This window comes from Mixta theicola (assembly GCF_002895925.1).
GTDB lineage: Bacteria > Pseudomonadota > Gammaproteobacteria > Enterobacterales > Enterobacteriaceae > Mixta > Mixta theicola.
Genome location: NZ_NWUO01000006.1, coordinates 115,040 through 130,149, shown reverse-complemented (window position 1 = coordinate 130,149; position 15,110 = coordinate 115,040). Strand labels below are relative to the sequence as shown.

At 55.8% G+C, this 15,110-nt stretch carries 12 protein-coding genes and 1 pseudogene; 6 read left to right on the top strand and 7 right to left on the bottom strand.

Annotated features, from left to right (window positions below):
* The first annotated feature begins 10 nt into the window (after positions 1-10).
* Complete coding sequence (locus tag COO59_RS09940) at positions 11-2,257, top strand: zinc/cadmium/mercury/lead-transporting ATPase (protein ID WP_103059644.1); 2,247 nt, start codon at positions 11-13, stop codon at positions 2,255-2,257.
* A gap of 85 nt (positions 2,258-2,342) precedes the next feature.
* Positions 2,343-3,128, top strand: coding sequence for an indole-3-glycerol phosphate synthase TrpC (gene trpC, locus COO59_RS09935; protein ID WP_103059643.1), 786 nt, complete (start codon positions 2,343-2,345; stop codon positions 3,126-3,128).
* Positions 3,129-3,131: 3 nt separating this feature from the next.
* Here the strand turns inward: trpC and tusA are convergent, their stop codons facing one another.
* The gene (gene tusA / locus COO59_RS09930; protein WP_103059642.1) at positions 3,132-3,380 is read right to left on the bottom strand and encodes a sulfurtransferase TusA; all 249 of its coding nucleotides are present in this window, start codon (positions 3,378-3,380) and stop codon (positions 3,132-3,134) included.
* A gap of 189 nt (positions 3,381-3,569) precedes the next feature.
* Between tusA and COO59_RS09925 the strand changes: the two genes are divergently transcribed.
* A complete protein-coding gene (locus COO59_RS09925) occupies positions 3,570-4,235 on the top strand; it encodes a 7-cyano-7-deazaguanine/7-aminomethyl-7-deazaguanine transporter (protein ID WP_103059641.1) in 666 nt (221 codons plus the stop codon).
* Between the two features lie 122 nt (positions 4,236-4,357).
* Positions 4,358-4,912, top strand: a complete 555-nt coding sequence (locus tag COO59_RS09920; protein ID WP_103059640.1) for a DcrB family lipoprotein — start codon at positions 4,358-4,360, stop codon at positions 4,910-4,912.
* Between the two features lie 164 nt (positions 4,913-5,076).
* On the opposite strand, the pseudogene COO59_RS09915 reads toward COO59_RS09920, so the two are convergent.
* The 5 genes and pseudogenes from COO59_RS09915 to iolD form a co-directional block, all read right to left on the bottom strand.
* Positions 5,077-5,652: pseudogene (locus COO59_RS09915) on the bottom strand (Rpn family recombination-promoting nuclease/putative transposase); the annotation flags it as partial.
* Between the two features lie 32 nt (positions 5,653-5,684).
* A complete protein-coding gene (gene iolE, locus COO59_RS09910; protein ID WP_103059639.1) occupies positions 5,685-6,581 on the bottom strand; it encodes a myo-inosose-2 dehydratase in 897 nt (298 codons plus the stop codon).
* Positions 6,582-6,642: 61 nt separating this feature from the next.
* Positions 6,643-7,536, bottom strand: coding sequence for a sugar phosphate isomerase/epimerase family protein (locus COO59_RS09905; protein ID WP_103059638.1), 894 nt, complete (start codon positions 7,534-7,536; stop codon positions 6,643-6,645).
* Between the two features lie 68 nt (positions 7,537-7,604).
* Positions 7,605-8,621 carry a bifunctional inositol 2-dehydrogenase/D-chiro-inositol 1-dehydrogenase gene (gene iolG, locus COO59_RS09900; RefSeq protein ID WP_103059637.1) on the bottom strand — a complete coding sequence of 339 codons (1,017 nt, stop codon included), beginning with the start codon at positions 8,619-8,621 and terminating at the stop codon, positions 7,605-7,607.
* A 101-nt stretch (positions 8,622-8,722) separates the two neighbouring features.
* Complete coding sequence (iolD, locus tag COO59_RS09895) at positions 8,723-10,663, bottom strand: 3D-(3,5/4)-trihydroxycyclohexane-1,2-dione acylhydrolase (decyclizing) (RefSeq protein WP_103059636.1); 1,941 nt, start codon at positions 10,661-10,663, stop codon at positions 8,723-8,725.
* Positions 10,664-11,216: 553 nt separating this feature from the next.
* Here iolD and COO59_RS09890 point away from each other — a divergent pair.
* Both COO59_RS09890 and COO59_RS09885 read left to right on the top strand, forming a co-directional pair.
* Positions 11,217-13,145 carry a bifunctional 5-dehydro-2-deoxygluconokinase/5-dehydro-2-deoxyphosphogluconate aldolase gene (locus COO59_RS09890; protein ID WP_103059635.1) on the top strand — a complete coding sequence of 643 codons (1,929 nt, stop codon included), beginning with the start codon at positions 11,217-11,219 and terminating at the stop codon, positions 13,143-13,145.
* A gap of 249 nt (positions 13,146-13,394) precedes the next feature.
* Positions 13,395-14,234, top strand: a complete 840-nt coding sequence (locus tag COO59_RS09885; RefSeq protein WP_103059634.1) for a MurR/RpiR family transcriptional regulator — start codon at positions 13,395-13,397, stop codon at positions 14,232-14,234.
* A gap of 53 nt (positions 14,235-14,287) precedes the next feature.
* Here the strand turns inward: COO59_RS09885 and iolB are convergent, their stop codons facing one another.
* Positions 14,288-15,109: a 5-deoxy-glucuronate isomerase gene (iolB, locus tag COO59_RS09880; protein WP_103059633.1), complete on the bottom strand. Its 822-nt coding sequence runs from the start codon at positions 15,107-15,109 to the stop codon at positions 14,288-14,290.
* Between the last annotated feature and the right edge of the window lies 1 nt (position 15,110).

Below are 15,110 nucleotides of genomic sequence, written 5' to 3'. Positions count from 1 at the left end.
AGGAGGCGCAATGAGCAAACCTTCTTCCTGCGGTCCCGGACCTTCCAGGGCCGCACTCCGCCTTAACGGCGCGCAGGGAACAGCCCCGCTGCCGGCGGGACGCTTTACCCTTTCTCCGTCGTCGGTCTCGCCAGCCTGCCAACAGGACGCTGATGGCGCCAGCCCGCTTTTCACGCCAGCGCAACCTTCCCTGACGGGATGTCACTATCGCTGGATCATCAACGGGATGGACTGCCCCAGCTGCGCGCGCAAAGTGGAGAAAGCGGTCAGCGCGCTGACCGGCGTACGCGAAGTGCAGGTGCTGTTCGCCACGCAAACGCTGTTGGTTAACGCAGACGGAAATATCAAAGCCGAAGTGGAACAGGCGGTTAAGCAGGCCGGTTTTCGCCTGCAGGATAAGTCTGCTCCCGCCGAAAAACCGGCAGGGTTCTGGCAGGAAAATCGCCTGCTATTAGCACCAGGCCTGCTGATGCTGGCGAGCTGGCTGCTGCATTTTATCGGGCCAACGTTGGGCCAGGCGGCGTTTATTCTTACCACGCTGGCCGGGCTGTGGCCGATAAGCCGTAAAGCCTGGAAACTGACACGCAGCGGCAGCCCTTTCGCTATCGAAACCTTAATGACGGTTGCGGCGGTCGGCGCGCTGTTTATCGGCGCCAGCGCAGAGGCGGCAATGGTGCTGCTGCTGTTTCTGCTGGGCGAGCGGCTGGAGGGCATCGCCGCCAACCGTGCGCGGCGCGGCATTACCGCACTGATGGCGCTCAAGCCGGATAAAGCGGTGCGCGTGCGTAATGAACAGCGGGAAGAGATCGCTGCCAGTATGCTGCGTCCCGGCGATATTATCGAGGTTGCGGCGGGGGAACGTCTGCCTGCCGACGCGCGGCTGCTTTCGCCTTTTGCCAGCTTTGATGAAAGCGCATTAACCGGCGAATCCATTCCGGCGGAGCACCAGCAGGATGCGGTTATTTCTGCAGGCTGTATCAGTATCGATCGGCAGGTCAGGCTGGCGGTGATTTCCAAACCGGGTGAAAGCGCCATTGACCGGATTCTGCAGCTGATTGAGCAGGCCGAGACGCATCGTGCGCCGCTTGAGCGCTTTCTCGATCGTTTCAGCCGTATCTACACGCCGCTGGTTATACTGCTGGCGCTGCTGGTCGCCCTGCTGCCGCCTTTGCTGCTGGCCGCCGACTGGCAAACGTGGATTTATAAAGGGCTGACGCTGTTATTGATCGGCTGTCCCTGCGCGTTGGTTATCTCTACGCCAGCCGCGATTACCTCTGGCCTGGCCGCAGCAGCCCGACGCGGCGCGCTGATTAAAGGCGGCGCGGCGCTGGAAAAACTGGGCGGCATCCGTCTGCTGGCCTTCGATAAAACCGGCACTCTGACCATAGGCAAGCCAGAGCTGACCGATATGATCCCGCTTACCGATATTGATCATACGCAGCTGCTGCTGCATGCCGCAGCGGTAGAACAGGGCGCGACGCATCCGCTGGCGCTGGCGATTGTCGCGCAGGCCCGGCGGTTAAATCAGCCGCTGCCGCAGGCGCAGGATCGGCGCGTGCTGCCAGGGCGCGGCATCGAAGCGCAAATCAACGGACAGCGCTGGTTATTATCAGCGCCTCTGCCGGGCCTGACGGAAGCGCTGGCGGCGCGGATTAACCAGCTGGAAAGCGCAGGCAAAACGGTGGTGGTGGTTTACCGGGAGCAGCAGCCGCTTGGCCTGCTGGCCCTGCGCGATACGCTACGGGACGATGTTCGTTCGGCGCTGGCTGAGCTGCAACAGCTTGGGGTCAACGCCCTGATGCTGACCGGTGATAACCCACGCGCCGCCGCCGCTATCGCCGCAGAGATCGGCCTGGATTATCGGGCGGGCCTGTTGCCCGCCGATAAAGTCGCGGCGATCCGACAGCTAAGCCAGGCTCAGCCGGTGGCGATGGTTGGCGATGGCATTAACGATGCGCCAGCGATGAAAGCGGCAACGCTGGGGATTGCGATGGGCAGCGGCAGCGACGTGGCGCTGGAAACGGCTGACGCCGCCTTAACGCATAACCGCTTATCCGGGTTAGCCGCGATGATTCGCCTGTCGCGCGCGACCCGGCGCAATATTCGCCAAAATATCGCTATCGCGCTTGGGCTGAAAGCGCTGCTGCTGGTCACGACGCTGTTGGGTCTGACCGGCCTGTGGCTGGCAGTACTGGCGGACAGCGGCGCTACCGCGCTGGTCACCGCCAATGCATTACGCCTGCTGCGCCAGCGCTGAGCGCTTGCGCCCGGCGCGGGAAAACATTAAAACATCCTGTCGGCCGGTGTGGGCCGGGCCATAACATCAGTTAAGGAGGCGCCTTATGTCTGACATTTTAAATAAAATCCTGGCGGTGAAGCGCGAGGAAATCGGCGCGGCAAAACGTGCGTCCTCGCTTAGCGCGCTGCATGAGCGCGCGCAGCAGCAGACCCGGCGTGATTTTATCGCGGCGCTGCGTCAGCATAATCAGCAGGACAAACCGGGCGTTATCGCCGAGGTCAAAAAAGCCAGCCCGTCTAAAGGCCTGATCCGCGCTGATTTTAATCCCGCCGATATTGCCCAAAGCTATCAGCAGGGCGGCGCGGCCTGCCTTTCCGTCTTAACCGATGCGCAGTTTTTCCAGGGCAGCGAGCACTATTTGCAGCAGGCGCGCGCCGCCTGTTCGCTGCCGGTACTGCGTAAGGATTTTATGATTGATAGCTGGCAGGTTGCACAAGCACGGGCGATGGGCGCCGACTGTATTCTGTTAATTGTCGCCGCGCTGGAAGATAGCCAAATGCAGGAGCTGGAAGCGTGCGCGCATCAGCTGGGCATGGCGGTACTGGTTGAAGTACATGACGGCAATGAGCTGGAGCGGGCGCTGAACCTCACGACGCCGTTGATTGGGATTAACAACCGCAACCTGCGCAGCTTTGAAACCTCAATCGATACCACGCTTGGCCTGCTGACGCAGCTGCCGTCTGATCGTCTGGTGGTGACCGAATCGGGCATTGCCAGCGTACAGGATGTTCAGCGGTTACGTCAGGCGGGCGTCAATAACTTCCTGGTTGGCGAAGCCTTTATGCGCGCCGCCGAGCCGGGCGCTGAGCTGGCGAAGCTGTTCTTCTGACCGTCAGGAAAGGCCCTTACGCAGCAGATAGCGGTAGGGCTTTTCAGCCGTTTCCTGCGCCACCAGCGTATGTTCCATAAAGCGGCAGAAGCCCGGAATATCACGGGTGGTCGCCGGATCGTCGGCAATAATCAATAGCGTTTCCCCGTCCTGCATATGACGCACGGTTTTGCGCACCATCATTACGGGTTCCGGACAGCGCAGCCCAAGCGCATCCAGGGTTTGATCGGGGTTGTCGAATAGATCGCTCATCATTGTCTCAATAGCAGAATTCTGTTGCGTCCTATTCTACCCCCGGCATCCTGTTGCGCAAGCGGTCGGCTAAAGGTGAACGTTTGCGTTAAAATTAACCATTGCAATGCGATAACAACGCGGTAAGATGCCGCCGCTTTACACGAGTTAAACAATGGGTTCCCTCACCCCAACGTAAAAAGGTAAATTATGATCTCCTTTACACCGCGCCAGCGGAAGCATGCGCTTGTCTGGCTTTCTCTGTTTCATATTCTGGTTATCTCCTCCAGTAACTATCTGGTACAGCTTCCAATTTCCGTTTTTGGCTTCCATACCACCTGGGGCGCCTTCAGCTTTCCGTTTATCTTTCTGGCTACCGATCTGACCGTGCGTATTTTTGGCGCGCCGCTGGCCCGTCGCATTATTTTATCGGTCATGGTTCCGGCGCTGTTTATTTCCTACGGCGTCTCTTCGCTGTTTTATAACGGCAGCTGGCAAGGCCTGGGCGCGCTGGAAGAGGTAAACCTGTTCGTTGCCCGTATCGCCTGCGCCAGCTTTATGGCCTATGCGCTGGGACAGGTTTTGGACGTACACGTTTTTAACCGCCTGCGTCAGCTGCCGCAGTGGTGGATTGCGCCCGCCTGCGCCATGTTTTTAGGTAATATCAGCGATACCATCGCCTTTTTCTTTATCGCCTTTTATAAGAGTACGGATGCCTTTATGGCTCAGCACTGGGTGGAAATCGCCCTGGTGGATTACAGCTTTAAACTCTTAATCTGTATGGTTTTCTTTTTGCCAGCCTATGGCGTGCTGCTTAACGCGGCGCTTAAGCGCCTGGCGGAACGCTCGCAGCGAGCGCAATACAATTTCGGCTAAGCGGCAATAGCAAGCTGGCGTCAGCGCGTCTAAGATCGTGACACACGATTGGTTGCTTTTGGGCGCTGATTCAGTTTGTATTACGCCTTGTATTGCCAGGCAAATAGATAAAAGGGAACCTGATGCGTCAACTTACGAAATATCTTGGAATAGGTTTACTGGTAGTGGGTCTGGCCGCTTGCGATCGGCAGGATAAGGCCACGGCGGACGATAACGGCGCCAGCGCCAGCACCTCAGTGCAGACCGTGACATTAATGGATGGCAAGCTGAGCTTTAATTTGCCCGCCGGCATGTCGGATAAAAGCGGCAAGCTGGGCACGCAGGCCAACAATATGCACGTTTACGCGGACGAAAGCGGCCAGCGCGCCATTATCGTCATTGACGGCGACGCGACGAATGAAGGGCTGGACGTACTGGCTCAGCGTCTGGAGCAGCAGCAGCGCAACCGCGATCCGCAGCTTCAGGTTGTTACCAACAAGGCGATTAGCCTGAAAGGTGAAGCGGCTCAGCAGCTGGACACGGTGATTTCCGCCAATAACCAAACCGCCTGGTCCTCAGTGATATTAGCTAAGGTCGAAGGCAAACTGCTGACGCTGCAAATTACCCTGCCGGCTGATAATCAGCAGCAGGCGCAGACGCAGGCTGAAAACGTGATCAACACCATTACGCTAAAATAAGCCGGGCAAAGCCTGACATAAAAAAGCGCCGTCACTCTCTGACGGCGTTTTTATTTGTCAGCTTCAGGCAGGCCAACTCGCTGATGGCGCATCTGCAAAATAATGCGGCAGGTGTAGCGAAGCTGTTTAATCGTTGTGGCTGGCAGGAAAGGTAAAGCAAGGGATCAATGGCGGATTTGCGCCAGATCGTCTTCCGTCAGACCTGTCATTTTCATGACGGTGTTGCGGTCGAGGCCGTTCTGCAACATGGTACGGGCAATTTTAAATGTTGCTTCGCGCTCACCTTTTTCAATTCCGCGTTGTTCACCGAGCTGGATGCCCTTCTCGATACCTTTCTGTTCAAGCTGTTGTGCGATGGTCATCAGTTCGTTCTCATGTTGCGGCACCCGCTGTGCCAGTTCGCGTACAAAGGCCTCTGCGTCTGAAGTTTCGCCTACCTGTACCAGATAGTTTATCAGCGAAACCAGCTGCTGTACTGTCATGCGCTCTGTCATCAACAGTATGGCCAGATTGTCCAGCAGGTCTGCCAGATCCCGTCGGTAAATGTGTTTTTGCAGCAGCGTTAGTGCTGCCATACTGCGGTGGCCCATGATCTCATCGTCAGGTATGACCGTGACATCGACGAGCGGAAAACTACCGCTGTAGAGCTTTTGTGCCAGCCCTGGGTCGTTAAATTCATCCAGCCAGCGGGTTGAATACGGATAAGGGCTGCGCCTGCCCGTATAGAACAGCACCGCTACCGGGGCGCTGCCGTGCCGCCGCCAGGGCCAGCTTAAATTCCTGCGGTTTCGCGAATATATTTGCGGGCTTTTACCGCATATTCAAACGGATTAGCCAGCGCCGGGTCCTGCTCCGCTTCGACCACCATCCAGCCGCGATAGCCCGCTTCGTCCAGCAGCTTAAACACCGGCTTAAAATCAATCACGCCGTCGCCGGGCACGGTAAAGGTGCCGCGCTTAACGCCATCAAGGAAAGAGAGCCGCTGCTTACGCACTTCCGCCACCACCTCATCACGCACATCCTTCAGGTGAACGTGATTAATGCGTGACAGATGTTTCTTCAGCACCGCCAGCATCGCCTGTTCGCTGTTTTCTGAATAGTAAAGATGGCCGGTATCGTACAGCAGATAAACGTCGTCGTTGGTTAACGCCAGAAAACGGTCGATTTCAGCCGGCGTTTGAATGCCGGTGCCCATATGATGATGCAGGCAAACCTGCATATCCTTTTCCGCCGCGATTTTCGCCAGCTCGTTATAGCCTTCTACGGTTAAGCGCCACTCTTCATCGCTAAATACCGGCTTCTGATCGAACACCGCCAGCGAAGTGCCCTGAATACTTTTACTTTGCTCAGAGCAGCCGATCACTTTCGCCCCCATCGTATGCAGAAAGTTCATATGATTAATGAACTCATCGATGGTTTTCGCCTTTTCGCCGTTGGCGAAGAAGGTACTGAACCAGGCGTTACAGATCTGGATGCCGCGAATCTCCAGCATTGGCTTCAGCACCGTCGGATCGCGCGGATATTTGCTGCCGACTTCGCTACCGCTAAAGCCGGCCAGCGCCATTTCACTTACGGTCTGCTGAAAGGTATTCTCTTTCCCCAGCTCTGGCATATCGTCGTTGGTCCAGCCAATCGGCGCAATCGCCAGCTTCACGTCATCTTTGTTCATGATGAATTCTCTGTTCGGTACGGCGGCCTTTAGCCGTCATGCGGTCAGGCTCCGGCGGAGCTTAACCCCCCTGCTTACCCAGCAGTTCGCGCTCCATCAGCTCGCGCGTCTCAACCGCCTGGTATTTCATCTTTTCCGGATAGCCAAACAGCGCTGACGTAATAATCGACTCGCCGCCGACTTTCCAGCTACGGCTGGCAAAGTCCATTTCACGCAGGGTTTTAAACAGCGTGGTGAAATCCACCTCGCCTTCGCCCACGCCGACATGCTGATGCACCGCGGCATCAACGCCCGGCGGATTGACGATATAGCGACAGTGTTTGGTGTGATTCATGGTATCGGCAATCAGCACGTGCGACAGATCGTCGCCAACGTACTCCAGCATACTTTTCACATCGCCTTTACCATTGTCATAGAAAAAGGTGTGCGGCACGCTGTAGACATACTTAACGTTCTCGCTGCGGAAAGATTTAACAATGTCGGCGGTTTCATTGTTGCGTTCGCAGAAGTCCCAGGGATGCGACTGGATTTCAAGGCGGATCCCTTCGCGCTCGACGATCGGCAGCAGCTCTTCCATAGAGCGATAGAACATCTCTTCGCAGATCTCCGGCTCGTTCGGCGTACCGGATAGCTCGGTATTGATCACCTGCACGCCCATCTCAACCGCAATTTCAATCATGCGCTTCCAGTTTTTGACCGCCGCCTGGCGACGCAGCTCATCCGGGCCTGACCAGCGATAAACCACAATAAACGAGGAGATTTCCACGCCGGTCGCTTTCAGCGCGTTTTTATACTCCGTCATGATTTCCCGGCTGGCCTTCGGGTGCTTATAAAAGGGGTTAATCTGCGGATGCGGCGACTGTTCGATATATTTGTAGCCCCAGTCAGCCACCTGATGAACCATCTTTGTGATGCCTAAATCTTTAATGACATCCACATCGAAAGCGATCTTCATAACCTTCTCCCTGATTGCTCAGTGCATGATGCGCGCTCTTCCCACCGGGGCGGGAAGAGCACGGGAAATTAAGCCTTATCGTAAAAAGCCGGACGCGGCGGCAGTTCAACCTGCTCGATAGCGCCGCTGTTCTGCGCCTTCAGACAGGCATCGGCGGCCACCGAAGCGGCATAGCCATCCCAGGCTGACGGGCCGCTCAGGTTGCCGCTGCGGACGTCATTAATAAAAGCCTGTAGCTCAACGTCATAGGCATCGATAAAGCGATCTTTCCAGTCGGTAAGAATGGAGGTGGCAAGCTGGGCGCTTTTGCGCATCTGCACCGCAGAAGGTTCCGGCAGTTTGGCAATGCCCTCTTCGCCAACCACTTCGCACTGAATGTCGTAGCCGTAGGCGCAGTTAACAAAGATTTCTACGTCGATGCGGATGCCCTTCTGGGTTTCAAACAGGACGATCTGCGGATCTTTCAGGCGAGCATGGCTCTTTGACGTAACGCGCGGGAAGACAACCTGTACGGTTTTATAGTCATCGTTGGTCAGCCAGCGCAGCACATCCAGTTCATGAATCAGGGTGTTGGTGATAGCCATATCGGTGGTATAGCTTTCCGGTACCGTTGGGTTTCGGTGCGCGCAATGCAGCATCAGCGGCTCGCCGATTTCACCGTCAGTAATCACTTTTTTCAGCGCACGGTAACCCGTATCGTAAGGACGCATAAAACCAACCTGCACCAGACGCTTGCCGAATTTTATTTCGGCATCAACGATACGACGGCAGCCTTCAGCCGATAAGGCCAACGGCTTTTCGCAGAAAACCGGCTTGCCGGCGGCAATCGCGGCCAGGGTATATTCTTCATGGGTAGGATCCCATGAAGTCACCAGCACCGCGTCAACCTCAGGTGAATTCACCACGTCGTGACCGTTGGCATAAACCTCCGCCTGCAGGCCAAGACGCGTCAGCGCCGCCTTCGCGCCCTCAAGATTAATATCAGAGACCGCCACTACGGTGGCTCCCTGCAGAACTTTGCTGCAGCGACGAATATGTTCCTGGCCGATTGCGCCGGTGCCGATAACGCCAAGTTTCAGAGTCATGGTATCTCCAGAATTCAGGGTAAGCGCGAATCCGCCAGCCTGGCCGGCAAGATTCGCTGTCAGGGTAGATGTCAGATAGTTAAGGGCTAAATTTTTATTAATTAATATTTACGCGCCTGCTCAATATGCTCGTTCAGCATTTTAGCGACGGCGTCGATGCGCTCAGAGGTCGAAACCTGCGCGCCGCCTACGTGCCACCAGCTGAAGTACTTATGCACCATGGTTTTAGGCAACACTTTCACATCAATCAGGGTTGATACGGTTTCTTTACGCGCCGCTTCCAGCGCATGGCTTAGCTCTTCCAGCGTGGTAACGCGCCAGGTTTTACAGCCGTAGCCGGCGGCGATGGCGGCGAAATCAACCGGGATAAAACCGCCGTCCAGCTTGCCGCTGTCGTTATCGCGAAAGCGGAACTCGGTGGTAAAGCTGTCCATGCCGTGTTCCAGCTGCAGGTTATTGATGCAGCCGTTGGTCATATTGTCGAACAGCACCACGTTAATTTTGGCTTTCTCCTGAATAGAGGTCACCAGCTCGGAATGCAGCATCATAAAAGAGCCGTCGCCCACCAGCGCATAGACTTCACGCTGTGGTTCAGCCAGCTTTACGCCGAGCGCGGCGTTGATTTCATAGCCCATGCAGGAGTAGCCATATTCAACGTGGTAGCCGTTCGGCGCTCTGGTGCGCCAGACCCGCTGCAGATCGCCCGGCAGGCTGCCCGCCGCCGCGACGATAACCGCATCTTCCGGCAGCTGCTCATTCAGCGCGCCCAGCACGCTGCTCTGGGTCAGAAAGGAGCCCGTCAGGCGGTTGAACTCGGCAAACAGCGCCTCGCGATCGATGCTGTCATCAATTTCCGGCACAAAATTTTCTTCGCTGTACGCCACCTGATAAACGCGTTGCGTTTCCTTTAACAGTTTGCTTTGCGTCTGTTCGATTTTCGCGCCCCACTCGCTGCTAAAGCCCTGCGCGGTCAGACGCTCATTCAGCGCGGTTAAGGCTTCGCGGGCATCGGCAACCACCTGAACGCCATCCAACTTATAAGCGTCAAAATTGCTGATGTTAATGTTGAGAAAGCTGACGTCAGGATGCTGGAATATCCATTTCGATGCGGTGGTGAAATCGGTGTAGCGTGTCCCGACGCCAATCACCAGATCGGCCTCTTTCGCCAGTAGGTTAGCCGCCAGGCAGCCGGTTTCACCAACGCCGCCCACGTTCAGCGGGTGATCGGAAATCAGCGTGCCTTTCCCCGCCTGCGTTTCTGCGAAGGGGATGTGATGCTGCTCAGCAAACTGGCGCAGCGCGTCGCCAGCGCCGGAATATTTCACGCCGCCGCCGCAGACGATCAGCGGCTTACGCTTACGCGCCAACAGCGCCAGCGCGTCCTGCAGCTGCGCTTCGGTGACGGGACGACGATCTAAACGGTGTACGCGCTTCTGGAAGAAATAGTCGGGATAATCCCAGGCTTCGCCCTGTACATCCTGCGGCAGCGATAGCGTTACCGCGCCGGTTTCCGCCGGATCGGTTAATACGCGCATGGCATTGATGCAGGCGGACATCAGCTGTTCAGGACGGCTCACGCGATCCCAGTATTTGCTGATGGCGCGAAACGCATCGTTGGTAGTCAGGCTCAGATCGTGGCTCTGCTCAATTTGCTGCAGCACCGGATCGGGCTGGCGCGTGGCGAACACATCGCCAGGCAGCAACAGCAGAGGAATGCGGTTAGCCGTTGCGGTTGCGGCGGCGGTAATCATATTGGCCGCGCCGGGGCCAACGGAGGAGGTGCAGGCAATGATTTCGCGGCGCAGTTTCTGCCTGGCGTAGCCGGTAGCGGCATGCGCCATGCCCTGCTCGTTACGCCCCTGATGCACGACCAGATCGCCGCTATCCTGTTCCAGCGCCTGGCCAAGCCCCAGCACATTACCGTGACCGAAAATTGCAAAGATGCCTTTAACAAATTTAGTTTCAACCCCGTCAACGGACAGGTACTGATTATCAAGAAATTTCACCAGCGCCTGTGCCGTGGTTAATCTGATCTTGCCCATTTGCTTATCCTTTACCCGTGGCGGAACCGTTAACAGGGCGCGCCGTAATTCGCATATGTCGGCGACCAAAACGGGAATCGCCCGACGGCTCATTAGTGAAACGTGAGGCGATTATAAACAAATATTTTTTTCATAAAATACGATTACAGAAGAAACATTTCATTTTGCGAGTGAGATCAAATAATAGGTTCAGCCAGCCCGGAAAGCGGCTTGGTTGCAGCGCGAACTGAAACTTCAGCAGAAGGCCAGGCCAAAAACAAATATTCCATTCCATTTCTTCATCAAGCCTAACTTCTTCAATATTCGCGATAAATCCGCAATACTCCGCCCTTCGAACTACAGTAACGCGCGTTTTAACGGTGGCCAAATAGCAGAGAGATTTTTACCCGCTTCACAGTTTTGGGTTGTTAATTTCATTTCATATTGTTTTTGGAATATTTATTCCCCATACTGCCAATACAGTTGATCCGGTGCGATCGGGTTAGCGGGATTTCCCGCAAGATCTCTGGAGACGCTCGACAGTGACTGCTTATCACAGAAGGAAACAACAGGTATGAGTACACAACAGAAGCGGCTTGATGTGATTTGTATTGGCCGTATTGCCGTTGACCTCTACGGTCAGCAAATCGGTGCGCGTCTGGAAGATACCAGCACCTTTGCTAAATATCTCGGCGGCTCCTCCGGTAATGTCGCTTACGGCACCGCCATTCAGGGCCTGAAATCAGCGATGCTGGCACGCGTCGGCGATGAGCATAATGGCCGTTTCCTGCGTGAAGAGCTGCAGCGCGTGGGCGTCGATACCAAATTTTTGCTTACCGATAAGAACCGTTTAACCGGCCTGGTGATATTGGGCATTAAAGATGAAGATACTTTTCCGTTAATTTTCTATCGCGATAACTGTGCGGATATGGGCCTGACGCCGCAAGATATTGATGAAGATTATATTGCTTCTGCCCGTGCGGTCGCGGTTACCGGCACCCATCTTTCCCATCCCGATACGCGCGCGGCGGTATTAAAAGCGCTGGAGCTAGCCCGGCGGCACGGGCTGCGCACGGCGCTGGATATTGACTATCGTCCGGTGCTGTGGGGGCTGACTTCGTTGGGCGATGGCGAAACCCGTTTTATCGAATCAGGACGCGTTACCCGGCAGCTACAGGAAGTGCTGCACTATTTTGATTTGATTGTTGGAACGGAAGAGGAATTTCATATTGCCGGCGGCAGCACCGATACGCTGACGGCGTTGAAAGCGGTACGGCAGGCCAGCAAAGCGACGCTGGTGTGCAAGCGCGGCCCGTTAGGCTGCGTGGTTTTTGAGGGTGATATTCCAGACAGCTGGGATCAAACGACGCTGCAAAGCGGCGTGCGGGTAGATGTGTTAAACGTGCTGGGCGCGGGCGATGCCTTTATGTCCGGCCTGCTGCGCGGCTGGCTTAATGATGAAGGCTGGCAGCAGGCGTGTCGCTATGCCAACGCCTGCGGCGCGCTGGTGGTGTCACGCCACGGCTGCGCGCCGGCAATGCCGACCAAAGCGGAGCTGGACGATTATCTCAGCCGCGATAGCGAAGTGAAACGTCCCGACCGCGATGTGCGGCTTAATCATCTGCATCGGGTCACCACCCGGAAGCAGAACTGGCAGGAGCTGTGCGTGTTCGCCTTCGATCACCGCAAACAGCTGTCTGATATGGCTCAGGAGGCCGGGGCCGATCCGTCCCGTATTCCGCAGTTAAAAATGCTGCTGCTGCAGGCGGCTGAAGCGGCAGCCGCCGAGGCTGGCTTAGAAAACCACAGCGGCATCCTGGCCGATACCACCTACGGACAGCAGGCGTTGAATGCGATTACCGGTAAAGGCTGGTGGATCGGACGGCCGATTGAATTACCAGGTTCGCGTCCGTTGCGCCTTGAGCATGGCAATATTGGCTCGCAGCTTATCGACTGGCCGCAGGAGCATGTCGTGAAGTGCCTGGTCTTTTATCATCCGCATGATGATGCCGAACTGCGCGAACAGCAGGACGCCCTGATTCTTGATGTCTGGCGCGGCTGTAATAAATCAGGCCATGAACTGCTGCTGGAAGTGATCCTGCCGGAAAATAACCCGGATCGTCAGGAAAGTTACTACCTTGATATTATTCAGCATTTTTACCGGCTTGGCGTACAGCCCGACTGGTGGAAACTGCCTCCGCTGTCGCTGGAAAGCTGGCAGGCGCTTGGCGCGATTATTGAGCAGCAGGACCCGTGGTGTCGGGGCATTCTGCTGTTAGGGCTGGATGCGCCGGAAGATAAGCTGAAAGCGGGATTCCGCAACGCGGCTCAGGCTCCGTGGGTGAAAGGTTTCGCCGTGGGCCGAACCATTTTCGGTCAGCCGTCACGTCAGTGGCTGCAGGGCGAGCTGAACGACAGCCAGCTGATTGAGCAGGTGAAAAATAACTACCTGACGCTAATCGGCTACTGGCGTGAAGCCCGTCCGGTACGCCAGGCCAGTTAATTTCCCATCGCGTAACGCCGTCGATGCAGCATATCGGCGGCGTTAATTTTTTAAGGCGAAATAACGCTGAATTACCGGCTTTTATGCTCTCTTATCGCCCAAAGGTAAGGTATTTAGCGCCACTTTTTGTGAGTCAATTCATATTGCGATGAAATAAAGAGTGCTAATCGGGGATTCAAATGAAATTTTCCATTCGTCTGGTAGAATAACGCTCAGCAAAATGCCAATCATTTTTAGCAGGCCGAAGTAATGACAACTAATCCTACCCAGCTTTCCCTGTTACAGGACGACATTCGTCGTCGTTACGATACGCTCAGTAAGCGCCTGAAGCAGGTCGCGCGCTATATACTTGATAACAGCAACAGCATCGCTTTTGATACCGTCGCGTCTATTGCCCAGCAGGCTGACGTCCCGCCTTCCACGCTGATTCGCTTTTCGAACGCTTTTGGCTTCAGCGGCTTTAACGAAATGAAGCAGGTTTTCCGCCAGCATTTGATGGAGGAAACGGTTAACTATACCGAGCGGGCACGGCTGTTCCGACAAACGGCGACCGACGAGGCTGCCGCCTCCCCGGAAAACCCGGCGGAAATCCTGAATGTGTTCACTATGGTGAATTCTCAGGCCCTACAGCAGCTGGCTATGCAGACCAACCCTGAGCAGCTTAATAAAGCGGTGGAGATGCTTAATAAGGCTGAAAACATTTATGTTATTGGCCTGCGCCGCTCCTTTAGCGTGGCTTCTTATCTGACTTACGCCCTGCGCCATCTGGAACGCCGCGCTTTTCTTATCGACGGTTTGGGCGGCATGTTCACCGAGCAGCTCAGCCTGGTGAATCCTAAAGATGTGGTGATTGCCATCAGCTATTCGCCTTACGCGCGTGAAGGGGTAGAGCTGGTAGAGATGGGAGCCCGACGCGGCGCGCAGCAAATAGCCATTACCGATAGCCAGGTTAGCCCGCTGGCCGCCTTCAGCGATGTCTGCTTTGTGGTGCGCGAGGCGCAGGTGGACGGTTTCCGTTCCCAGGTCGCCTCTCTCTGCCTGGCCCAGACGCTGGCGGTATCGCTGGCGTTAAGCAATGCCAAAGAGTAGCTCTGCGTTACATCCTGATAGTAAAAAGCAGCCCGTGCGGCTGCTTTTTTCTGTTATTGCTCTTTAGCAGGATAGCTGTCGCTGTTAACCCAGGCATGATCTTTCTCCCAGGTAAATTTCCACTTCCGCACCGGCCCGGCCATCACGTTCAGATAATAGTTATCGTAACCGGCAAGCGTGGCAACCGGGTGGTAGCCGCGCGGCACCATAACTACGTCGCGATTATAGGGAGCCATACATTCGTCCAGCGAACGATCGTCGGTATAGACGCGCTGCATGGCGAAGCCCTGCTCCGGCTGAAAGCGATGGTAGTAGGTTTCTTCCAGGTAGGTTTCATCCGGTGAATCTTCCTGGTCATGCTTGTGGCTGGGATAAGAACTGGAGTCGCCCTCATCGGTATAAACTTCTACCACCAGCAGGCTGTCGGCAGGCTTATCGTCCGGCAGGATATTATGCACCAGCCGCTTGTTGCGCCCTTTACCGCGATGTTCAACGCCTACATCCTGTGGCGCAATCAGACGCGCCGGCAGATTGCCCTGCCCCGGAGCGCTGCATACCGCCAGCTCCAGATCGGAATCAGCGACCACCTCAACGCGATCGTGATGCGGCACATAAACAGAGTAAGGCGGCGTGCGCTCGAAAGGCGACTGGCGTTTGCCGATGCCAGGGAACTCCGCATGTTGCGTTTTCACCGATGCCAGCCCGGCAACCAGCACCAGGCACAGCTCCTTATCCCCGCTTTCCAGCGTCAGGGTTTGTCCTTTTTTCAGCAGACAGACATCAAAACCAACAAAGCGCCAGCCGGCGCTTTCTGGAGTGATATGCTGGATACGCCCGTTGGCATCAGGCGGCTGAGGTTTCGCAAGCAAAGACATA